A 22,480-nucleotide genomic window follows, 5' to 3' on the forward strand; every position below is an offset into this window, starting at 1 on the left:
ATAACATGCGCGCGCTTTCTATCGCTCAGGCGATCAAGAAGCAAAGTCCGGGCATGCCGCTGACCGTGGCGCTGGCTTCCCTGCAGCCGACCTTCACGCCGTTGTTTGAAAAAGCCGGTGTCGATGTCGTGGACATTGCCGGTCGACTGGTCGATTACTCTAAAAAGAGCAACTTGTCCAAAGAGCTGGACTGGAATAATTACATTGGCGGGTACATTGCCAATACCTTTATGTCCGGTGAGCGAATTCTGTCTTATCTGGCGCTGATCGACGAATACAAGCCGTCCGTGCTGGTCTCGGACTTCAACATGGCCGCTTGCCTGGCTGCGATTTTCAGCGGTACGCCGCTGGTGTTCGTCACCGAGCGCTATGACTTCACCCTTTGCCAGTTGCAAGACCATGATTTGGCGGAAGGCGGTTTCGAAGTCAACACCCTTGAAATGGCCCGTGCCCGTACCGCGTTGCACAGCCAGTTCAAGTGGATGATCCAGCAGAGCCAACTGGTGCTGACTGACAAGCCTTATGTGGCGTCCCTTGATCAGGGCACGCCAGTGGCCGAAGCCTTGAGCAATGGCAAAGCGCATTTTGTGGGGCCGATGATCCGCGACTACGTGCAAAGCGGGCTCGACGTGCGCGCCGAACTGAAGATCGGTGATTCGCCGTTCATCGTCGCCTCCATCAGCGGCACCACGATGTTTGCGCAGAACAAGGACGCACTGCTGGCCGCCTACCTCGACAGCTTCAAGACCCTGCGCGAGCGTAATCCAGACCTGAAAATGGTCTTGCTGGGGCGTCAGGATATCGCCGCCCAGGAGGGCGTCATCTGCGTGCCGTACTACCCGGACTGGATGGGCCTGTTGCGCGAAGCCAGCCTGCTTATTTCGGCGCCGGGCTGGATCACCGTGACGGAAATCGCCGCGCTGAAAATTCCGACCCTGTTTGTACTGCCGTCGAAATCGGAATACCACGAACTCGAAGCGTTGCGTCGCCTGGAACTGCTCGGCTTTCCAACGCACCTGGGCCACGACCAGCAGCGCATTGTCGAACTGGTCCAGGGCGAACTGGATAAAGACACCCAATCCCCCGACTATTTTGTGCCACATCAACACGTGGCAGCGCCGGACGGCGAGGGCGCCGCACGGGCTGCGAGCCGCATTATCGAGCTGTGCCAGGGCTCGGTTGTGCCGTTGAATGCAAGCAAAGCTGCCTAGCCTCAAGGAAGAGGGAAACACCATGTCGCTTCATCCGCAGTTCCTTTTTGATCAAGGCCTTAAAGACCTCGAGCACGGTGGCTATTTCGCAATCACCGATGCCAGTGGGCAGGTTGCCATTTCCAGTGACAAGCAGTTGCAGGATCAGGTTGAGGCGACGCTTTACCAGGCCGAGCACGGCGACGCGGCGCAATTGCGTTTTGCCCACGACGGCTTGATGGCTTTGTACGATGGCCACAATGGCGGTTTTCACGAACTCGCCGATCGTTACTGGACGCCCCACGGTTCGGGACGCTGCCGCACTCTGGCGCTGCAACTGGACGGGCTGGCGGCATTGATTGCCTACCAGCGCCGCACGCCTGAAGACGCAACCAACCAGGCTCTCATTAACGCGATGCTGGAGCAGATCGGCGCGATCTACGCGCGGTCCACAGTGGCCGGCGTTTACAGCAGCGATTGGTCGACGCCACTTGAACTGGCGACATCAATCGAGCTGGACATCAGCGCTGCCGGGCTGCTCGCCACCATCGGTCACGAACCTCTGGGCTTCGGACTGGTGGGGCATTTGCAGGTGCATGCGGAAAACCTGATTGCCCGCGTTGCCGGCAGTGACAGCGAATCAGTTGTCGATGTGGCCTTGAGCCGTTGCGCGGTGCGGGCGCAGGTCAGTCTGGTGCTGGCGCGGTTGGCCAATGTGCGCGACGACAATGCACTGTCGAACCTCGCCCGCTCCTTTGTGCAACAGACGCTGGCGCTGTTCCGCGACCCGGCTTACGGCGGCTATTGGGATCGGGTCTGCATCAACGGCAAAGTCCGGTGTGACTGGCACACGTCGTACAAGAAACACGAGTCGCCATTCCCGATCAAAACCGCCTACGACGTCGCATTGTTGTTGCAGGCGATCCAGGCCTTGCCTGCCGGTGTCGATGAGCATGACCGCGCCTCGGTGACTGCCGCGTTGCTGGAGTTTCACGACGCTGCCAACGGTGGGCTGTTCATGGGCAAGGGCTATTTCTGGTCGACGCCGGATGACCCGACGGTGCCGTTCATTCGCCAGTTCTGGGCACCGCCGCGTCAGCCTGGGATCTTCAGTATCGGCAATCTGACCTACCTGCCGCTGCACTTGAAGAGCCTGAAAACCCAGTTCGCCGCGGCCCGTGCGTTGCAGGGCATTGCGCCACCCGCCTGCGTGCATCATCACGACGATGCGGCGCTGGTGGCTCGGGAGCTGACAACCATTGATGGCAGCGGTGATGTCCAGAATATTCACCCGACAACGGGCGCCCCGGCGATCAATGTCGATTTGCAGCGCTACCTGACCTGGCTGTCCAAGTCACGCGCGTCGAGCGATACCCCTTACGGGCTGACCGCCGAAACCGCGCCGCTGGGATTTCGTGCCGACAAGACCTGGCAGGTATTTTCCGGCCTGCACGTCATTTCGGATTTGCACGCCCTGGGCCTGCAAATCGAGAACAAGGCGAGCCTGATCGACTGCATCAAATCGTCGCAAAATACTGACGGCGGATTTGCCGAACAACCGGGTCATCTGAGCGACGTGTTCGCCAGTTACTGCGCAGTGTTGTCGCTGCGCGTGCTGGGCGCGATGCCCAACGATATCGAGGGCTGCGTGCGTTACTTGCAGGCGTGCCAGAACCCGGACGGGGGGTTCGGTGATGTACCGGGTTTTGCGTCCGACATCTGGCACACCAACCTCGCGGTGCTGTCGCTGCATGCCCTCAACGCGAAGGCGCCGGACGAGCAGGGAGTGCTCGCGTTTGCCCTGCGTTGCCGCACCGCAGACGGTGGTTTTGCCAACAAGCCGGGCTATCCGCCAGACGCGTTTTCGGTGTACCGCGTGGTATCGACGCTGTTCATCCTCAACAAGCGCATCGTCAACCCCGAGCAGACCGTGACCTGGCTGCAAAACCTGCAGCTGGCCAACGGCTCGTTCCATTACCGGCCGGGCAAAGCGGTCAGCCTGGTGGGCACCTACATGGCCATCGCGGCGATGTACCTGCTCGATGCCCAGCCGACTTACTTGCAGGAATCGAAGGACTGGATCGCCGCCCATCAAAAACAGGACGGCGGGTTCGGACCGCTCAATGCGACGTCGGCCACTACCGATGAAAGTTTTGTCTGCATCCAGACGCTGCTGATTCTGGAAAAGGGCCTGAGCCAGCACTGGGTCGCCTTGCTGAACTAGCCACATCGAAGGACTTTGAATCACATCATCATTTTGCCAAGGGAGGCGCTGATGAAAATTTTAGTGACAGGGGGCGCGGGCTTCATTGGCTCGGCCGTCGTGCGGTATCTGATCAACGAAACCGAGTGCGAGGTGATCAACGTCGACAAGTTGACCTACGCCGGTAATCTGGAGTCATTGGCCGAAGTCGCCGACTCGCCGCGCTACCGCTTCTATCAGGTGGACATCTGCAACAAGAACGCGCTGGACGAACTGTTTGCCCGGCTGCAACCCGATGCGGTGATGCACCTGGCAGCAGAGTCCCACGTGGACCGTTCGATTGACGGCCCGCAGGCGTTCATCGAGACCAACATCGTCGGCACCTACACCTTGCTCGAAGCGGCCCGGGGCTACTGGACCCGGCTGGAACCGACGCGCCAGGCAGCGTTCCGCTTCCATCACATTTCCACCGACGAAGTGTATGGCGACCTCGAGCCCGAGGACGCCGCCTTCACCGAAACCACCGCTTACGCGCCGAGCTCGCCGTATTCGGCGACCAAGGCCAGCTCCGATCACCTGGTTCGCGCCTGGCACCGCACCTTCGGTTTGCCGGTGGTGTTGAGCAACTGTTCGAACAATTACGGGCCGCACCATTTCCCGGAAAAACTCATTCCGCACGTCATCCTCAACGCGCTGCAAGGCAAGCCGTTGCCGGTGTATGGCGACGGCGCGCAGATCCGCGACTGGCTGTTCGTCGAGGACCATGCCCGTGCGCTGTATGCGGTGGTGACCCGTGGTGAAGTGGGGCATACCTATAACATCGGCGGCCACAACGAGAAAACCAACCTGCAAGTGGTACACACCTTGTGCGATCTGCTTGAGGCTCGCGGTGCCGCCAAGCCGGCAGGCGTGGCGCATTTCCGCGACTTGATCACCTTTGTCAAGGACCGTCCCGGCCATGACAAACGCTACGCCGTCGATGCCGGGAAAATCCAGGCGACCCTGGGTTGGGCCCCCGAAGAAACGTTTGAAAGTGGCATGAAGAAAACCGTCGACTGGTATCTGGAAAATCGTCCCTGGTGGATTCGCGTGATGTCCGGTGCCTACGCCCTGGAACGTCTCGGTGAACACCGCGAAGAGGCCGCTCTGGCCTGAGTCTCAAATTGTTCAACGACGCCGTGTCGGCGTCTGTCATCTCATTGCTTAAAAGGAAAAGAAGCATGGCCAAGTACAAAGGAATTCTGTTGGCGGGCGGCGCCGGTTCGCGTCTGCACCCGATCACCCTGGGCGTCTCCAAGCAGTCGCTGCCGGTGTATGACAAACCGATGATCTACTACCCGCTGTCGGTGCTGATGCTGGCGGAAATTCGCGAGATCCTGATCATCTCCACCCCCGAAGATCTGCCGGGTTTCCAGCGCATGCTCGGTGACGGCAGCCAGTTGGGCCTGAGCCTCAGCTACGCGGTACAGCCGAGCCCGGACGGCCTGGCTCAGGCCTTCATCATCGGCCGCGAATTTGTCGGCGACGACAACGTGTGCCTGGTGCTGGGCGACAACATTTTCTACGGTGCCGGCTTCGGTGAGACCCTGCTGCAAGCGGCCAGCCGTGAAGAGGGCGCCACGGTGTTCGGCTACTACGTGGCCGATCCGGAGCGCTTTGGTGTGGTGGAATTCGACGCGGCCGGCAAGGCCTTGAGCATCTGCGAAAAACCTGCCGATCCGAAGTCCAACTTCGCCGTCACCGGTCTGTATTTCTACGACAACGAAGTGCTGGAAATTGCCGCCAACATCAAGCCGTCTCCACGGGGTGAGCTGGAAATTACCGACGTCAATAACGTTTACCTGCAACGTGGCAAGTTGAATGTGTCGGTGATGGGGCGCGGCATGGCCTGGCTGGACACCGGCACCCATGACGCGTTGCTGGAGGCGGGTAATTTCGTGCACGCCATCGAGAAACGCCAGGGGCTGAAAATCGCCTGTCTGGAAGAGATCGCCTACAACAAAGGCTGGATCGACGATGCGCAGTTGCTGGTGTTGGCGGGCGGTATGAGCAAGACCGGTTACGGGCAGTATCTGGCTCGGTTGATTACTGATGATGTGTTGACGGTGATGGCGGCGCGGACGCCGTTGAAAGGCGCTGCTTGATCATCCTGGGTTAAGCGCTATCCCTGTGGGAGCGGGCTTGCTCGCGAAGAGGGCGTGTCAGTCGACGTCACTGTTGAATGACACACCGCATTCGCGAGCAAGCCCGCTCCCACAGGTTTTTTGTCGTGGGTCAGTGCCCGGTCACGCTGTCGGTTTGTGGTGCTTTTACAGTGGACAGAGAGGGTGTTTGCAGCGATTGCAGATGCGCCAGCCGATTAGCGTGAGTCGGCGCCTTGGCGGCCAACGGCGAACGCCGTTTCCTGGTTTCCTCACGCAGCACCGGCAGCACTTCGGCGCCGAACATATCGAGTTGTTCCAGCACGGTTTTCAATGGAATACCGCCATGGTCGAACAGAAACAACTGGCGCTGATAGTCGCCGAAATGCTCGCGGAAGGTCAGGGTCTTGTCGATGATTTCCTGCGGGCTACCCACCGACAACGGGGTCATTTCCATGAACTCTTCCAGCGACGGGCCGTGGCCATACACCGGGGCATTATCGAAGTACGGGCGAAACTCGCGGCGCGCATCCTGAGAGTTGCGGCGCATGAAAATATGGCCGCCCAGACCAACGATGGCCTGCTCCGGCGTGCCGTGACCGTAGTGCGCAAAGCGCTCGCGGTAAAACTCGACCAGGGCGATGAAGTGCTCGCGGGGCCAGAGGATATGACTGGCAAAAAAACCGTCACCGTAATACGCCGCCTGTTCGGCGATTTCCGGTGTGCGAATCGAGCCGTGCCAGACAAAGGGCGGCAAGTCATCCAGTGGTCGGGGGATCGAGGTGAAGTTACGCAGTGGCGTGCGGAAACGTCCGGTCCAGTCGAGGTCCTCCTCGCGCCACAGCTTGTGCAGCAAGCGATAGTTTTCCATCGCCAGTGGCAGGCCGTCGGCGATGTTTTTGCCGAACCAGGGGTAAACCGGCGCCGTATTGCCGCGACCGAGCATCAGATCCATGCGCCCGCCGCAGAGGTTTTGCAGCAGAGAATATTCTTCGGCCAGACGCACCGGGTCGTTGGTGCTGATCAGGGTCGTCGATGTGGACAGGATGATGCGCTTGGTCTTCGCTGCAATATAAGCCAGCAGCGTGGTGGGCGAGGATGTGATGAACGGCGGGTTGTGGTGCTCACCCGTGGCGAATACGTCCAGACCGATGTCTTCGGCTTTTTGCGCGATTTGCAGGGTGGCCTGAATGCGCTGAGATTCACTTGGGGTACTGGCGTTGGTCGGGTCTTGTGTGACGTCGCCAACGGTGTAGATCCCGAATTGCATAAAGCCTCCTTGCCTTGGGTAAAGGTGTGTTTGAAACCACTGTCTCGACGTTAAATCGTCGAGGCACTTGAAATGTACGCCTGTACACGTACAATCGCAATTCTGGATTTTCGTTCGACGGATATTTCGAACCTCACCAACACGGGAGCGGAGCATGGAGCTGGGATTTATTGGGTTGGGCACGATGGGCGCACCGATGGTGCTGAACCTGCTGAAGGCCGGGCATCAGGTGCGCGTGTGGAATCGCTCGAAAGCACCGCTGGACGAGCTGGCACGCGCCGGTGCCCAGCCCGTCGATAGCCCGATACAGGCTGCCGAGGCCGAGGTGCTGATTTCCATGTTGGGCGATGACGCGGCGATTCGTTCGGTGTTCATTGATGCCAAGGCCCTCGATGGTCTGGCGGCGGGCAGCGTTCACGTCAATATGTCCACGGTGTCGGTGGCGCTGGCCAAAGAGCTGGCGGCGCTGCACGCCGAGCGCGCGGTGGCTTATGTGTCGGCTCCGGTGCTGGGGCGAGTGGATGTCGCCGCCGCCGGTAACCTGAATATTCTGGCTTCCGGTCCCGCCGATGCGCTGATCCGGGTGCAGTCATTGTTCGAGGTGTTGGGGCGCAAGACCTGGCACTTCGGCGAAGGCGCGGAACTGGCGTGTGTTGCCAAACTCTCAGCCAATCTGATGATTGCCGCCGCGATCGAAGCCACCGCCGAAGCTTCGATCCTGGCCGGCGGCTACGGTATCAGCCGCGGCACGTTTATTGACATGATCACCTCGACGCTGTTCGCCGTGCCGGTATATCAGGGCTACGGCAAATTGATGGTCGACAAGCAGTTCGAGCCGGCGGGATTCAAGCTGTCCCTGGGTCTTAAAGATATTCGCCTGGCACTGGAAGCGGGCGAAGCGGCGCAGGTGCCGTTGCCATTTGCCAGCGTGTTGAAGGACAACCTGCTCGACGGCATGGCCCATGGGCAGGGCGATCAGGATTGGGCATCTTTGTCGGAGGTCAGCGCCCGACGCGCCGGCTCAAAGTAATACGTTAAAAATTTGAAAGCCGACGCGTCTGCGCTCGTTCGGCTGCTTCGTCTCGCCTGCAGTTTTATATAAGTGTCGGTCGTAAAAAAGTGAATTGGTTTGAATAATAACGCTTGCCAATGTACGACTGTAGACGTACATTTTTACCGGGGTTTACAACAATAAAGTTCTGTCTGTTTTTTCGTCTGCTGACCGTAAATAAATAATAGCTAGGAGCCGTTATGAAAAATCTAATGCAATGGAACAACCTTCCCACCGAATCCAATGAATGGCTTGAGAAGGTGCGTGCACTGAATCCTTTGATTCTCAAGCACCGGGACTACAGCGAACAGACGAATGCGACTCACAAGGACGTGATGGCCGAGCTTTTCAAGGCAGGCTTTGCACGCACCTCGGTGTCCAGGGCGTTTGGCGGTTCTCAGGTGGATATCCAGACCACCTCCGCCATGCTGCTCGAATTTGCCCGCCACGACGCTTCGGTGTCCTGGCAACTGGCAGTACAAGTGGCAATGGGCCGACTGGCCGACTACTTGCCGGAAAGTACCGCCGAAGCGATCTACAGCACCTGTTCGGGTTTTGTGATCGGCGCGATTCACTCTGGCGGCGAAGCCGTTCCGGTCGGTGACGACTACCTGTTGAGCGGCAAATGGGCCTTCGCCAGCGGCTCGGCCTATGCCGACTGGCTGGTGTGCACGGCCACGGTCAAAGGCCCGGCTGATGGTGCCGCGCCGCAAGTGCGGATGTTCTTCGTACCGGTCAGCCAGTGCCAAATAAACCACACCTGGGACACCCTGGGTCTGCGCGGCACCGGCAGTAACCACTTCGAGTGCTCGCAGGTGCTGGTCAACAAGGCGTTCTCGCTGGATGTCGAGACCCTGAAAAAATCCCCGGAAGTTCGCAGCTCTCGCGCCTACGCCACCGGCTACTACGAGTTCGGTACGCTGGCGGCGATGTCCACCGTGCTGGGCGTGGCCCGCGCGGCGGTGGATCACTTCCGTAATGACCGGGCGGTGAATACCGACGCGGGCCTGGAAGGGGTGATTTTCGAGAAAACCGGCCGTGCCATTTCCTCGGTGCACACCGCTCAGTTGTTGCTGGAAGACGCCATCTGCCAAGTGATCAATCGCGGCGAGACCATCGGCGATCCGGTGAGCGCACGCGTCGGCCTCGCGGCTTCGGTACTGACCGAAAATTCGGTCAACGCGGTCAATCAGATCTACGCCCTGGCCGGTTCCAAAGCGGTTTATAAAACCCACTTCCTGGAACGCTGCTTCCGTGACATCCATACCGGTTCAAAGCACTTCACCTTGTCGCCTTTGAACTTGCACGGTATTGGCAAACTGTACCTGGATAAAAACAACGTACTGGCTGCCGCGTAATAACGCATTAAAACAAACCGGCGAGTTATGAGTGAATCATCACAGGGATTAATAACTCGCCGGCCTTGCGCTGCATCTTTTTTCTTAATTCTTAAACTTTTGTGCTCGCAGTAAAGAGTCAAGGGAGTGCCACATGCTTGCTCGAAATATCATTAAATCTTTGGTCTTTGTTGTGTTGGTACTGGTGATTTCCAGTGTGCTGGGCTGGCGTTTCTGGGCGCCTGCCCCGGCAGCAGCCGATCAACGAATCCCCAGTACTCGGGTGGGCCTCGCCCAGGTCAAAAAACAACCGTACACCTATTACCTGGAAGCCATCGGCAAGCTGGAGGCGCAACGTCAGGTGCAGGTATCGGCTGAAGTCAGCGGCAAGGTCGTTGATATCGATTTCGAGTCCGGCGATGAAGTGAAGGCCGGGCAAATTCTGCTCACCCTCAATGACGCGCCGGAACAAGGTGAACTGGTTCGCCTCAAGGGCGAATTCGAATCTGCCAAGGCGCAGTTTGCCCGGGTGCAGGAACTGGCGAAAACCGGCGCTGAAAGTCGTCGCGCCTTCGACAGTGCCCGCGCTCAACTGGACGCGGCCAAAGGTGATATGGAACGCATGCAGGCACAAATTGCCCAGCGTCATATCCGTGCGCCGTTCTCCGGCACCCTCGGTATTCGCCAGGCTCACCTGGGCCAATACCTGAACGCCGGCAGCGCCGTCGCGACCCTCACCGATCCGGGTGTGCTGCGCGTCAACTTCACCCTGGCCGAGCGTGATGGTTCGAAGGTACAGCTGGGTCAGGTGGTGCAGGCCAAGGTTGATGCCTGGTCGGACGTGAAGTTCGAAGGGAAGATCGTTGCGGTCGATCCGCAGATCAACCAGTCGCACACCATCAACGTGCAGGCGGTCATCACCGACACCAAAAAACTGCTGCGTCCGGGCATGTACGCCAAGGTCCTGGTGACGCTGCCGCAGACCTCGGAACTGGTCATCCCGGAAACCGCGATCACCTACAACGCCTACGGCGAAAGCGTGTTCTACGTCTATGCAGACGATGCCGGCGTGACCAAGGTCAAGCGTGAAAGCATCAAGGTCGGCGAGCGTCGCGACGGTTGGGCGGTGGTCGACAAAGGCCTGAAAGAAGGCGTGCAGGTAGTGACGTCCGGGCAGCTGAAACTCCACGACGGCGTGGCGGTGGAAGGCGTGCCGGACACCATCGGTCTTAAACTCACCACTGGGCTGGAAAAATGAAATTCACCGACCTCTTTCTACGTCGCCCGGTGCTGGCAGTGGTGGTCAGTACGCTGATCCTGCTGTTCGGTGTGCGGGCGCTGATGAACCTGCCGATCCGTCAGTACCCGATGCTGGAGACGTCGACCATCACGGTCACTACCCAGTATCCGGGCGCGTCGTCGGAGTTGATGCAAGGCTTTGTCACCCAGCCGATCAGCCAGGCCGTGGCCTCGGTCGAGGGCATCGACTACCTGTCTTCGAGCTCGACTCAGGGTCGCAGCCTGGTGACGATCCGCATGGCGCTCAACAGCGATTCGATTTCGGCGCTGACCGAGGTCATGGCCAAGGTCAACCAGATCAAATATCGCTTGCCCAAGGACGCCTATGATCCGGTGGTGGAGCGCACCTCGGGTGGTTTCACCAGCGTGGCCTACGTGGCGTTCGCCAGTTCCAACCTGACCATCCCGCAGATGTCGGATTACATCTCTCGCGTGGTCGAGCCGATGTTCGCCGGTATCGAGGGCGTGGCCAAGATCAACATCATGGGTGAGCAGAAACTGGCAATGCGCCTGTGGCTTGATCCGCAGCGCCTGGCCGGTTACGGCATGACCGGGCAAGACGTGTCGCAAGCCATCGAAGCCAACAACTTCCAGGCGGCGCCAGGGCAGGTCAAAGGCCTGTATGTGGTCAGCAACCTGCGGGTCAACACCGACCTGAACAGCGTCGAAGATTTCCGCGACATGGTGCTGCGCAACGACAACGGCAAGATCATTCGAGTACGCGATGTCGGCACCGTCGAGCTGAACGCGGCGTCCTCCGACACCAGTGGTTCGATGAGCGATGTACCGGCGCTGTTCCTCGGTCTCGATGCGGCCCCCACCGGCAACCCGCTGGTGATCGTCAAACGCGTTCGCGAATTGCTGCCACAGATCCAGGAAACCCTGCCGCCGGGCGTGACCGTACAAATTCCATTCGAAGTGGCGCACTTCATTCAGTCGTCGATTGACGAAGTGTCTTACACCTTGCTCGAAGCGTTGGTGATCGTGGTGCTGGTGATTTACCTGTGCCTGGGTAATTTCCGTACCGTACTGATTCCATTGGTGACAATCCCGCTGTCGATGCTTGGCGCGGCGATGTTGATGCAGATGTTTGGCTTCAGCCTGAACCTGCTGACCTTGCTGGCGATGGTCCTGGCCATCGGCCTGGTGGTGGACGATGCAATCGTGGTGGTGGAGAACGTCCACCGACATATCGAGGACGGCAAATCCCCGTTCGATGCCGCATTGATCGGCGCCCGCGAAGTGGCGGGGCCGGTGGTGGCAATGACCTTCACCCTGGCGGCGGTGTACGCGCCAATCGGCTTGATGGGCGGCCTGACCGGCACGCTGTTCAAGGAATTTGCCCTGACCCTGGCCGGCGCTGTGGTGATTTCCGGCATCGTCGCGCTGACGCTGTCGCCGATCATGAGTACCCGCCTGCTGGATGCAAAAAGCAGCGAAGGCTTCATGGCCGTCAAGGCCGACCGCTTCTTCCACTATTTGTCGACACGGTATGTTGCGTTGCTGGGCGGCTCGCTGGCACGACGCTGGATCAGCCTGAGCGTGGCCCTGGTGATCTTTTTCAGCCTGCCGTTCCTGTACCGCTCGGCACAGACAGAATTGGCGCCGCTGGAAGACCAGAACATCCTGCTGACCGCGATCAAGGCGCCGCAGCATGCCAACCTCAATTACCTTGAGGCCTATGCCCACAAGCTCTACGAGACCTTCAACGAAATTCCCGAGGGCTACAGCAATTGGGTCGCCAACGGTAATGACGGGCTGTCCAACAGCGTCGGCGGGATCAACCTGGTGGACTGGGAAAAACGCGGACGCAGCGCCAACGCCATCCAGCCTGATTTGCAGGCCAAGGTGAACCAGATCGAAGGCACCAGCATCTTTGTCTTCCAGATGCCGCCGCTGCCGGGCTCCACTGGTGGCTTGCCGGTGCAGATGGTCATCCGCAGCGATCAGGACTACCTGGCGTTGTTCAACGTGATGGATCAACTCAAGCAGGCAGCACAGGCCAGCGGTTTGTTTGCCGTGGTCGACAGTGACCTGGACTTCAACAACCCGGTGGTGGAAATTCATATCGACCGCGCCAAGGCCAACGCCCTGGGCATTCGCATGCAGGACATCGGTGAAACGCTGAACAGCCTGATCGGTGAAAAGTACGTCAACCGGTTCTCGTTCCACGGCCGTTCCTATGACGTGATTCCGCAGTCGATTTCTTCGGACCGACTGACCCCCGAAACCCTGAAGCTGTACTACGTGAAAGACCAGAAGGGAAATCCGGTGCCGTTGTCGACGCTGGCCACCCTGAGCATGAAAGTCGAACCTAACCGCATGACCCAGTTCAACCAGCAGAACTCGGCCACCTTCCAGGCCATTCCGGCACCGGGTGTGACCTTGGGCGATGCGGTGGGCTTCCTGCAAAAACAATCGGAAAACTTCCCGGCCGGCTTCAGTTTCGACTGGCAGTCCGATGCCCGCCAATACGTGCAGGAAGGCAATAGCCTGGCGTTCACCTTCGGCCTGGCCCTGGTGATCATCTACCTGGTGTTGAGCGTGCAGTACGAGAGCTTCCGCGACCCGTTCATCATCCTGATCAGCGTGCCGCTGTCGATCTGCGGGGCACTGGTGCCGCTGGCGCTGGGCATGACATCGATGAACATCTACACGCAGATCGGCTTGATTACCCTGATCGGATTGATCAGCAAGCACGGCATTCTGATGGTGGCGTTCGCCAACGAATTGCAGCGCAAGCAGGGCATGGACCGTGTGCAAGCCATCAAGCACGCCGCGCAGGTACGTCTGCGGCCGATTCTGATGACCACCGCCGCGATGGTCGTGGGCCTTGCCCCGCTGTTGTTTGCCAGCGGTGCTGGTGCCAACAGCCGCTTCGGCCTGGGTCTGGTGATCGTGGTCGGGATGCTCATCGGTACGCTGTTCACGCTGTTTATCCTGCCGTCGGTCTACACCTTGCTGAGCTCGATCAAGCAGCCAGCCGTTGCCGTTGAAACCCACCCGGTCAGTGCGCCGCAACCCATCTGAGGAAGTTGTATGTATCGGATTACACGCTTCATGCTGGCGCCGTTGGCCGTCTCGATCATGTTGGCCGCCGGCTGTGTGAACTACGCCGGGATCGATCATCAGGGCAAGTTGCTGTCGCTTGACCAGGCGTCCTCCAACAGCCTGAAAGACACGCTGCCACCGGCCAATTGGCCTCGTGCCGATTGGTGGACGTCCCTGGGCGATCCACGGCTGGGGGCCTTGATTGAAGAGGCTTATGCCAGCAACCCGGACTTGCAGGAAGTGCAGGCGCGAGTGGCCAAGGCCAATGCGTTCCTGGACTTGCGCGATGCCGAGCGCTTCCCGCAAATGGATGCCTCGGCGGGCGTCACCCGTGGTCGCCTGTCGCGCTTCGAAGACTACAGCGGCGAAGGCCACAAGTACTTCACGGCGCGCAACCTGGCGGTCAATTTCAATTACACCTTCGACCTGTGGGGCGGGCAGCGAGCGGCCTGGGAATCGGCACTCAACAGCGCCATGGCGGCGGAAGTCGATCTGCAATCGTCGAAGCTGATTCTTACGGTCAACGTGGTCAAGGCCTACAACCAACTGGCCTATGCCTGGCAGGTTTCGGAGCTCAATCGCCGCGATCTGGCGCGGTTGAGCAAATTGGTGGAGCTGTCGGATTCTCGCTACAACTCGGGGCTGGATAACCTGTCGCAACTCAAGCAGGTGCAGAGCCTCAAGGCGCGTTCCGAATCGACGTTGATCGGCGCGCTGGACGACATTGAAGTGGCGCGTCTGCAATTGTCGGTGCTGGTGGGCAAGGGCGTTGATCGGGCGCAAAGCATCGAGCGCCCAGCGAGCCTGCAAGCGAGTGTGGTAGCGCTGCCGGCTCAGCTGCCGGCGCAACTGCTGGGCCGCCGCCCGGACATCGTTGCGGCGCGCTGGCGGGTGGAGGCCGAGAACAAGAACATTGACGCGGTGAAGACCACGTTCTATCCGAATATCAACCTGGCGGCCGCCGCAGGCTCTCACGCCCTGTCGGGTGATGCGCTGTTTGCCGGCGTCAGCAAATTCTGGAATGTGGCGCCGACCATCTCGCTGCCGATTTTCGATGCCGGGCGCCTACGCTCCGACCTCAAGGCCGGCAACGCCGAGCTGGACGTGTCCATCGCTCACTACAACCAGGTGCTGACCTCGGCACTGCACGAAGTGGCGATTTCGGTGACGCAATTGCGTTCCTTCGAGCAGCAGATTGTGGTCCAGCGCGATGCCTGTGCGATTGCCCAGTCTTCCTATGAACTGTCGCAGTCGCGCTACAAGGCGGGCGAAGACACGTTCCTCGATGCGCTGAATATCGAGCAGCAACTGATTCAGGACGAAATGCGCCTGGCGTTCCTCAACAGCAAGCACATCGACAGCTCGATTTCGTTGATGGCGGCGTTGGGGGGGGGCTTCCAGGAGCGTGAGGCGCCGCTGGCGAAAAATACCATCAATTGAGCACCACAAATCCTTGTGGGAGCGACTTGAACGCGAAAGCGACCTTTCAGTCACATTGATACTGACTGACACGATCCCTTCGCGAGCAAGTCCGCTCCCACAGGTTCTATGCCCGGGCGTTTATCGCGGGAGAAGGGATCTTTGTGTATAGTCTTACTGTTCTCGTATAGACGAATTCTAGTAAGGCTTTTCCCGCCTATATCAACAAAGGTACCTACCTATGAACGTTCCAAATCACCCCAATCAGGACCAGATCTTGTTAGAGAATGTTCTGTCCGCGCTGGGTAGCCCATTGCGCCTGACCGTGCTCAAGGTGTTGGCCGATGGCCAGGAACACCCTTGCGGCCGGATTCTGCGGGGCGCATCAAAGTCGACCATGACCCACCATTGGCGGGTGTTGCGCGACAGCGGTCTGATTTGGCAACGGCCATACGGTCGGGAAAACCTGTTGTCCTTGCGTCGTGAGGACATGGACCTGCGGTTTCCAGGTTTGCTCGATTCGCTGCTCACGGCCGTCAAGTTCGATGAACAGACCGTCGATGTGATCAGCAAGCACGAAGTGAACGAAGACGCTGAAGGTTGATTGCATGTGAGTGAAGCGCTGTGGCCCTTCACTCCAACTAACCGATTCACAATCACCAGGGAGGGTGTGGACATGGACAAAAGTCATTACTGGTCTTCAGGGCCGCTGTCGGAGTTGACCGCCCCCGAACATCACTGGCTGTTTTTGCCGGGCGCGCTGACCCCGCGTTTGAAAGCCATGGGCAACTATTCGATCGAGGTGGTCGAGCAGTCCCACGGCCTGCTTAATCATGATGAGGCACAAGCCTTGAACGTCCCGCCGGCGTCGACCGCCTGGGTGCGTGAAGTGGTGATGAAGATCGATGGCGAAGCGTGCGTCACGGCGCGCAGCCTGACCAGCGTACCGGCGCTGAACAGCGACTGGTCGGAGCTGAACGAATACGGTGGTCGACCGCTGGCCGAGATTCTCTACACGTCAGCCCAGACCCTGCGCGAGCCCTTCCAGTGTGCCCTGTTGCCGCCCAGCACCCCGCTGGCGGCGCTGTCCTATCGTTACGCGCCACAGGCCAAGCGCTTGCTGGCAAGGCGTTCGCGCTTCACCCGCAACGGCTCGGCACTGCTGGTCAGCGAGTGTTTTCTGCCGGCGTTCTGGGCACGCATCTAGTTCATCCAGTCAACACAATCCCTGTGGGAGCGAGCCTGCTGGCGAAAGCGCTCTGTCAGTCAACATCAGTGTTGAGGCTGACAACGCCTTCGCGAGCAGGCTCGCTCCCACAGGGGGTTGTGTGTGTTCAATTCAAAGGCTGATCACCGCTTCAATCTGGCGGATCGCCGGGCTGAGGGCCTGCGCCAGCTCTTCGGCTTTTGACGTCGGGCGCATGGTGTTGGCGGCGCGCAGGAACAGCGGGTCATCGAACCGCTTGCGCAGGCGCGCCAGCGAGCCGCTGATTGCAGGTTGTTTGACGTGCAGGCGCTCAGCCGTGCGCGAGACGCTTCGTTCGCGAAACAGCACCAGAAAAATTATGATCAGGTTAAGGTCGATATCCGCAAAGTTTTCTTCATTGAATAACATCTTTTCATCCCTGTAATGACCCGGAATCTGACGAGCCGACGTTCAGGCAAACGGCGGCGGTCAGGAGTGACGGGAGCCCCCGTTACTGATCGGGAGCCAAGCGCAATTCGTCGTTGAGGCGGTAGTAATTGCGATTGAAATAGACCAGGCCTTCCTTGGCCTCACTGTGTTGAAGCTCGAGGATTTCACAGTAGAAAATACTGTGAGTGCCGACCTCGTCGATCTTGCTCACGCGACAGTCGAGGCTCACCAGTGCTTCGTCAATGGCCGGAGAACCAGTCACCAGAGTCTTGCAATTGACGCTGGAAAACCGCTCCTGCATGGACAATTGGCGATTGGCAAATGCTCCGGAGGTAGACTGATGCTCGCCGGTCAGTACGTTGACGCACAGCACCCCGTTGGTCTTGAAATGCTCGTGATTGGACGAGGAACGATTGACGCATACCAGCAACGTAGGCGGGCTGTCCGTCACGCTGCAGACCGCCGAGGCGGTAAACCCGAAACGCCCTGCCGGGCCATCCGTGGTGACGATGGTGACGGCACTCCCCAGCATCGCCATTGCATTACGAAACTCCGTTGAATCAACCATAACGTCCCCTTCATTCCTTGTAGGTTATTGGAGCTGATCCGTACGTCCTTGTCCGTTGTCGTTGTGCGAAAAACGGCTACAGGGCAACACGTTCGCTCGGAAGCTATAGTACGTATGTATGCGTACCTTGCAAGCTATTCCTTGTGCTTATTTTGCGTGAGCAATCCTACTGTTTGTGGCGAGGGAGCTTGCTCCCGCTGGGCCGCGTATTGGCCCCGCTCTTCACAAACAAGGGGACTGCTCTGCTGTCCAGCGCAAGCATGCTTCCACGCCACCGTTATCGCGTTAATTTCAAGGTGTCCTCAAGGGTTTATCAACGCCTGCGACAAGGCACTGGCATAAGCCGGCAACGCCGTAAAATCACGGGCGCAGAGCAGCAATTTGCGTTGCGCCCACGGCGCTTGCAGCACCACGCATCTGAACGATTTTTCCGCCGACCGGCGCTCGACTGCTGCCAGCGGTACAACCGCCAGTCCAGCCCCTCGCGCGACCATGCGCATCACACCATCGAAACCATCGGCACGAATGCGGATCTGCATTCGCACGCCTGTGTGCAACGCCTGTTCTTCCAGATACACCGCTAATGCACTGTTGGCGTTGAGCCCCACATAGTCGTGCTGCAACGTGTCGCTGAAATTTACTGAATCGCTGTCGGCCAGCGGGTGATCGAGGGGCAGGATCAACACCAGCGGATCATCGCGAAACGGGCGTGATTGCAGGCCATGAATGTCCAGCGCATCAGAGACGATGCCAAGGTCTGCTGCACCCTGACGCAGGGCATGAGTGATGCGGGCGCTGGGCATTTCCTGCAAGTCGATGTCGAGGTTGGGATGGCGCCGCAAGAAGTCCGCCAGCAATTCCGGCAAGTACTCGGTGATAGCGGTGGTGTTGCACAGCAGGCGTACCTGGCCTTTGACGCCCTTGGCGTACTCTGCCATGTCCTGCTGCATGCGTTCGGCTTGTTGCAGGAGGAGGCGGGCATGTTGCGCCAGGGCTTTTCCGGCGGGTGTAGGGGTGACGCCACGGCGGCCACGCTGCAGGAACTCGATGCCCAGCGATGCCTCCATCGCGCGAATCCGTGCACTGGCGGCGGCCAGGGACAGATGACTGCGTGCGGCGCCGGCGGTGATGTTGCCGGTGTCGAGAATGTGCAGGTAGAGGCGCAGGTCGGTGAGGTCGAAGTGCATGGGTACCACCTCCAGTGAGGGTGCAAAACCTGTGAGAGCGAGCAGGCTCGCTCCCACATTTGATCGGCGTAAATCCTGCCTCTTGCAAGGCAGAAGGCACCCTCAATATATGGCAGATTTTCATCCCCTCATCCAGGGCTCAACATGGCCCCATGAATACGCTCGCCACGTTCTACCAAAACCTCGGATTGACCCTGTCAATATTGGTCATCGCCACCTTCCTCCTGGCCGGCATGGTCAAAGGCGTGATCGGCCTCGGCTTGCCGACCATCGCCATGGGCCTGCTCGGTCTGGCTATGGCACCGTCACAGGCTGCGGCGCTGCTGATCATCCCCGCAACCTTGACCAACGTCTGGCAACTGGCGTTCGGCGGCCATCTTCGCGGCTTGATCAAACGGCTGTGGCCGATGCTGCTGGCGATTTTCATCGGCACCGGCGCGGGCACGCTGTGGATCGGCATGGCGGGCGGACACTGGGTGGTACGAGCGCTGGGAGCGGCGTTGCTGATCTACGCCTTGAGCGGTTTGCTGCTGCCCATGTTGCACGTCGGCGGGCGAACCGAGCGCTGGCTCGGGCCGCTTTGCGGGGTGCTGACTGGCGTCATCACCTCGGCCACCGGCGTATTTGTGATCCCGGCAGTGCCTTATGTGCAGGCGCTGGGTTTGAGCCGGGATGAACTGGTGCAGGCGCTGGGTCTGTCGTTCACAGTCTCGACCCTGGCCCTCGCCGCCGGCCTGTCGTGGCGCGGCGAACTGGGAGGCGGCGAGTTGAGTGCGTCAGTGCTGGTGCTGATCCCGGCGCTGCTGGGCATGTGGCTGGGGCAATGGCTGCGTCAGCGGATCAGCGCGCGGTTGTTCAAGCGCGTGTTCTTCATCGGCCTGGGACTGCTCGGCAGCCATTTGCTGATCAGCGGTTAGCCGAGGAGGCGCTGAGCATGTCGATGGCGCGGATATCGAAATCCCGTTCCAGGTACTCCATACGTTGCTCGCGAAACTGCTGCATGTGCGGCAGATTCGAGTGCACATCCAGATGTGCCTGAGACGCCCAGACCTCATAAAAGATAAACAGGGTCGGGTCCTGTTGGTCGCGCAGCATGTGGTATTCGATGCAGCCCGGCTCGGCGCGGCTCGGTTCAACGTAGGCGCGGAATAGCGCTTCGAATGCGTCGGCCATCTCCGGACGAGTCTTGGCGTGCAGGATGAAACCGTGTTGTTCACTCATCAAATGTCCCCTCAAATTCAGAAGGGCCGGAATTCTATGGCAACAATCTGAGGGTGATTCGTGCGTTTTGGTCAAATGAATTTTGCGAGTTCGGCGCTTTTTCCGCGCGAGGCCGGTGATTACTCTGCCGCCATCGAATTTCCCACCTTCCGAGACCACCCATGAAAAAAGTCCTGTTGCTCAATGGCGGCAAAAAATTTGCCCATTCCGACGGTCGCTACAACGCCACCCTGCATGACGCCGCGTTGAGTGTGCTGGATCGCGGTGGCGTGGACGTCAAGGCCACCTTCATCGACGAGGGCTATGACGTCGCCGAAGAAGTTGCCAAATTTCTCTGGGCCGACGTGATCATTTACCAGATGCCAGGCTGGTGGATGGGGGCACCGTGGACCGTGAAAAAATACATCGACGAAGTCTTCACCGAAGGCCACGGCAGCCTGTACGCCAGCGATGGCCGCACCCGCTCCGACGCCTCGCAAAAATACGGCAGCGGCGGCCTGTTGCAGGGCAAGCAGTACATGCTGTCGCTGACCTGGAACGCGCCGCAGCAAGCCTTCGACGACCCCACCGATTTCTTCGAAGCCAAGGGCGTGGACGCTGTGTACTTCCCGTTCCACAAGGCCAACGAGTTCCTGGGCATGACCGGGTTGCCGACGTTTATCTGTGTGGACGTGATGAAACGGCCGAACATCGAGGCCGATGTGGCGCGGTACGAGCAGCATTTGCGTGAGGTGTTTGGCCTTAAGGCCTGAGGCTCGGCTACTATCGAAAGCCAGGTAATAAAGCCTGAACACCACAATTCCCCTGTGGAGCGAGCAAGCTCGCTCCACAGGTTAGTGTGCAGGGCCATCGATAGAGGACACCCGTGAAAGCCAGATCCGATGAATTGCAGATTTTCGTCTGCGTAATTGAATGCGGGTCGATTTCCGCGGCCGCCGAGCAGGTCGGGCAGACGCCTTCTGCGGTCAGCCGCACCCTGTCGCGCCTGGAAGCCAAGCTCGACACCACACTGATCAACCGCACCACCCGGCGCATGGACCTGACCGAGGAGGGCAAGTACTTCTTCGAACACGCCAAGCTGATTCTCGATCAGATGGACGAACTAGAAGAGCGCCTCAACGCCCGTCAGCAAACGCCCTCCGGTCGCCTGCGCATCAACGCCGCATCGCCTTTCATGCTGCACGCCATCGTGCCGTACATCGATGAGTTTCGCAGGCTCTATCCGGACATCCAACTGGAGCTGAACAGCAACGACCTGATCATTGACCTGCTGGAACAAAGCACCGACATCGCCATCCGCATCGGCGTGCTCGCCGACTCGACCCTGCACGCCCGTTCCCTGGGTTGCAGCCCGCTGCACATCGTCGCCAGTCCCGCCTACCTTGAACGCCACGGCACACCGAGCGCCGTCGCCGATCTGAGCGCGCACACATTGCTCGGGTTCACCCAGAACGAAGGCCTCAACCAGTGGCCACTGCGCTATGTGCATGGCGACCGCTGGCCGATTACGCCGGCGATCAGCGCGTCCAGCGGCGAAACCATCCGCCACTTGGTACTGGAAGGCCAGGGGATTGCCTGCCTTTCCCATTTCATGACCATCGACGACATCCGCGCCGGTCGCCTGCACGTCGTGCTGGCTGACTTCAACAGCGGCTATCGGCAGCCGATCAACGCCGTGTACTACCGCAACTCGCAACTGGCCCTGCGCATTCAGTGTTTCCTGGATTTTATCCAGGGCAAATTGGCGCAATACGCCAACGCCGACTTCAAGGGCTGATTCGTGATTCCTGCGCAAGAGTGAATTGGGCCTGCGGGGATTTTTCGGCGTTGGCAGGCGGGGGATACTCGTTGCATCACTTATTCACGCAGGGAGTTTCTCCATGAACGTATTCATTACCGGCGCTGCCGGCTTTATCGGCGGCTCCATCGCTACGGGGCTGGTTCAGGCCGGTCATTCAGTCACCGGTCTGGTGCGCAGCGCCGAGCAAGCCGCTGAACTCAAGGCTCTGGGTATCACTGCGGTCATCGGCACGCTGGACGACAGCGCGCTCCTGGCCAAACAGGCTCGCGCCGCCGACGCCGTGATCAACGCCGCCAGCAGCGACCATCGTGGCGCGGTTGAAGCCTTGCTCGACGCGCTGCGCGGCTCGCACAAAGTGTTCCTGCACACCAGCGGTTCGAGCATTGTCGGCGACGCGTCGGGCGGCAAATCCAGCGATGTCATCTATTACGAAGACAACCTGCCAGCGCCGACTGTCGACAAGGCGGCGCGGGTGGCCATCGATAACCTGATCCTGGCGGCGGCGAAAGACGGCGTGAATTCGGCGGTGATCTGCAACACCCTGATCTACGGCCACAGCCTGGGCGTCAAGCGTGACAGCGTGCAACTGCCACGTCTGCTCAAACAGGCGCGCAAAAGCGGCATCGTTCGCCATGTCGGCAGCGGGCAGAACATCTGGTCCAACGTGCACATCGAAGACGTGGTGGCGCTGTACCTGTTGGCGCTGACCCACAATGTACCGGGCACCTTCTACTTCGTCGAAAGCGGCGAGTCCTCGTTCATCGACATGACCACCGCCATGGCCAAAGCCTTGAACCTGGGCGAGCCACAAGACTGGTCCTTGAAAGACGCCGAAGCCGAGTGGGGTTATGAAATGGCCAACTATGGCCTGGGCTCCAACAGCCGGGTTCGCGGTCAACGCGCCCGTGAGTTGCTGGGCTGGGTGCCGAAGCGCACTTCGGTGGTTGAATGGATTAGCCACGAGATGGTGTAAATACATCGCTGAATATAAAGCCCGCTCGCGAAGTTATCGCGAGCGGGCTTTTTTATGGCTGAAGTCGTTTGTCCCTGTAAACAGGGACAGCTGTCAATTATTTAATAAAAGTTATACGAAGTATGTAGGACTT

Annotated in this window: 20 protein-coding genes; 15 read left to right on the forward strand and 5 right to left on the reverse strand. The window is 59.4% G+C overall.

Annotated elements, in window-relative coordinates; all coding sequences use genetic code 11:
- The first annotated feature begins 5 nt into the window (after nt 1-5).
- The 4 genes from POF45_RS19815 to rfbA all read left to right on the forward strand — a co-directional run bounded on the left by POF45_RS19815 (nt 6) and on the right by rfbA (nt 5,537).
- On the forward strand, nt 6-1,211 hold the full coding sequence (locus POF45_RS19815) for a glycosyltransferase family protein (protein WP_259499092.1): 1,206 nt from the start codon (nt 6-8) through the stop codon (nt 1,209-1,211).
- A gap of 22 nt (nt 1,212-1,233) precedes the next feature.
- Nucleotides 1,234-3,414, forward strand: a complete 2,181-nt coding sequence (locus tag POF45_RS19820; protein ID WP_282316497.1) for a prenyltransferase/squalene oxidase repeat-containing protein — start codon at nt 1,234-1,236, stop codon at nt 3,412-3,414.
- Nucleotides 3,415-3,465: 51 nt separating this feature from the next.
- Nucleotides 3,466-4,548, forward strand: a complete 1,083-nt coding sequence (rfbB, locus tag POF45_RS19825) for a dTDP-glucose 4,6-dehydratase (protein WP_259499096.1) — start codon at nt 3,466-3,468, stop codon at nt 4,546-4,548.
- Nucleotides 4,549-4,613: 65 nt separating this feature from the next.
- Entirely contained in the window at nt 4,614-5,537 is a 924-nt protein-coding gene (gene rfbA / locus POF45_RS19830) for a glucose-1-phosphate thymidylyltransferase RfbA (protein ID WP_259499098.1), read from the forward strand.
- 130 nt (nt 5,538-5,667) lie between these two features.
- Here the strand turns inward: rfbA and POF45_RS19835 are convergent, their stop codons facing one another.
- Entirely contained in the window at nt 5,668-6,804 is a 1,137-nt protein-coding gene (locus POF45_RS19835) for an LLM class flavin-dependent oxidoreductase (protein ID WP_282316499.1), read from the reverse strand.
- 67 nt (nt 6,805-6,871) lie between these two features.
- Between POF45_RS19835 and POF45_RS19840 the strand changes: the two genes are divergently transcribed.
- The 7 genes from POF45_RS19840 to POF45_RS19870 all read left to right on the forward strand — a co-directional run bounded on the left by POF45_RS19840 (nt 6,872) and on the right by POF45_RS19870 (nt 16,168).
- The gene (locus POF45_RS19840; RefSeq protein ID WP_349016869.1) at nt 6,872-7,834 is read left to right on the forward strand and encodes an NAD(P)-dependent oxidoreductase; all 963 of its coding nucleotides are present in this window, start codon (nt 6,872-6,874) and stop codon (nt 7,832-7,834) included.
- Nucleotides 7,835-8,055: 221 nt separating this feature from the next.
- Nucleotides 8,056-9,213: an acyl-CoA dehydrogenase family protein gene (locus POF45_RS19845; protein ID WP_259499104.1), complete on the forward strand. Its 1,158-nt coding sequence runs from the start codon at nt 8,056-8,058 to the stop codon at nt 9,211-9,213.
- Nucleotides 9,214-9,346: 133 nt separating this feature from the next.
- Nucleotides 9,347-10,450 carry an efflux RND transporter periplasmic adaptor subunit gene (locus POF45_RS19850; protein WP_259499106.1) on the forward strand — a complete coding sequence of 368 codons (1,104 nt, stop codon included), beginning with the start codon at nt 9,347-9,349 and terminating at the stop codon, nt 10,448-10,450.
- A complete protein-coding gene (locus POF45_RS19855) occupies nt 10,447-13,521 on the forward strand; it encodes a MexW/MexI family multidrug efflux RND transporter permease subunit (protein ID WP_282316502.1) in 3,075 nt (1,024 codons plus the stop codon). The genes POF45_RS19850 and POF45_RS19855 overlap by 4 nt, the downstream gene beginning before the upstream one ends.
- A gap of 9 nt (nt 13,522-13,530) precedes the next feature.
- Nucleotides 13,531-14,982 (forward strand): efflux transporter outer membrane subunit, encoded by a 1,452-nt coding sequence (locus tag POF45_RS19860; RefSeq protein WP_259499110.1) that lies wholly within the window; start codon nt 13,531-13,533, stop codon nt 14,980-14,982.
- 220 nt (nt 14,983-15,202) lie between these two features.
- Nucleotides 15,203-15,565, forward strand: a complete 363-nt coding sequence (locus POF45_RS19865; protein ID WP_259499112.1) for an ArsR/SmtB family transcription factor — start codon at nt 15,203-15,205, stop codon at nt 15,563-15,565.
- 72 nt (nt 15,566-15,637) lie between these two features.
- Nucleotides 15,638-16,168: a chorismate--pyruvate lyase family protein gene (locus POF45_RS19870; protein ID WP_259499114.1), complete on the forward strand. Its 531-nt coding sequence runs from the start codon at nt 15,638-15,640 to the stop codon at nt 16,166-16,168.
- 132 nt (nt 16,169-16,300) lie between these two features.
- Here the strand turns inward: POF45_RS19870 and POF45_RS19875 are convergent, their stop codons facing one another.
- The 3 genes from POF45_RS19875 to POF45_RS19885 form a co-directional block, all read right to left on the reverse strand.
- Nucleotides 16,301-16,576 carry a LysR family transcriptional regulator gene (locus POF45_RS19875; RefSeq protein ID WP_259499116.1) on the reverse strand — a complete coding sequence of 92 codons (276 nt, stop codon included), beginning with the start codon at nt 16,574-16,576 and terminating at the stop codon, nt 16,301-16,303.
- 82 nt (nt 16,577-16,658) lie between these two features.
- The gene (locus POF45_RS19880) at nt 16,659-17,165 is read right to left on the reverse strand and encodes a flavin reductase (protein WP_259499118.1); all 507 of its coding nucleotides are present in this window, start codon (nt 17,163-17,165) and stop codon (nt 16,659-16,661) included.
- A 302-nt stretch (nt 17,166-17,467) separates the two neighbouring features.
- The gene (locus POF45_RS19885) at nt 17,468-18,352 is read right to left on the reverse strand and encodes a LysR substrate-binding domain-containing protein (protein ID WP_282316505.1); all 885 of its coding nucleotides are present in this window, start codon (nt 18,350-18,352) and stop codon (nt 17,468-17,470) included.
- A gap of 152 nt (nt 18,353-18,504) precedes the next feature.
- Here POF45_RS19885 and POF45_RS19890 point away from each other — a divergent pair, with 152 nt between their 5' ends.
- Entirely contained in the window at nt 18,505-19,269 is a 765-nt protein-coding gene (locus POF45_RS19890) for a sulfite exporter TauE/SafE family protein (RefSeq protein WP_282316506.1), read from the forward strand.
- Here POF45_RS19890 and POF45_RS19895 read toward each other — a convergent pair.
- The gene (locus POF45_RS19895; protein ID WP_259499124.1) at nt 19,259-19,573 is read right to left on the reverse strand and encodes a putative quinol monooxygenase; all 315 of its coding nucleotides are present in this window, start codon (nt 19,571-19,573) and stop codon (nt 19,259-19,261) included. The genes POF45_RS19890 and POF45_RS19895 overlap by 11 nt on opposite strands.
- Before the next feature lie 161 nt (nt 19,574-19,734).
- Between POF45_RS19895 and mdaB the strand changes: the two genes are divergently transcribed.
- From mdaB to POF45_RS19910, 3 genes are all read left to right on the forward strand, one after another.
- Nucleotides 19,735-20,325: an NADPH:quinone oxidoreductase MdaB gene (gene mdaB, locus POF45_RS19900; RefSeq protein ID WP_282316507.1), complete on the forward strand. Its 591-nt coding sequence runs from the start codon at nt 19,735-19,737 to the stop codon at nt 20,323-20,325.
- A 113-nt stretch (nt 20,326-20,438) separates the two neighbouring features.
- A complete protein-coding gene (locus tag POF45_RS19905) occupies nt 20,439-21,350 on the forward strand; it encodes a LysR family transcriptional regulator (protein WP_282316508.1) in 912 nt (303 codons plus the stop codon).
- Between the two features lie 103 nt (nt 21,351-21,453).
- Nucleotides 21,454-22,347, forward strand: coding sequence for an NAD-dependent epimerase/dehydratase family protein (locus tag POF45_RS19910; protein WP_282316509.1), 894 nt, complete (start codon nt 21,454-21,456; stop codon nt 22,345-22,347).
- The last annotated feature ends 133 nt before the right edge of the window (nt 22,348-22,480 follow it).

The sequence above is a fragment of the Pseudomonas fungipugnans genome, from assembly GCF_029955235.1.
Taxonomy (GTDB): domain Bacteria; phylum Pseudomonadota; class Gammaproteobacteria; order Pseudomonadales; family Pseudomonadaceae; genus Aquipseudomonas; species Aquipseudomonas fungipugnans.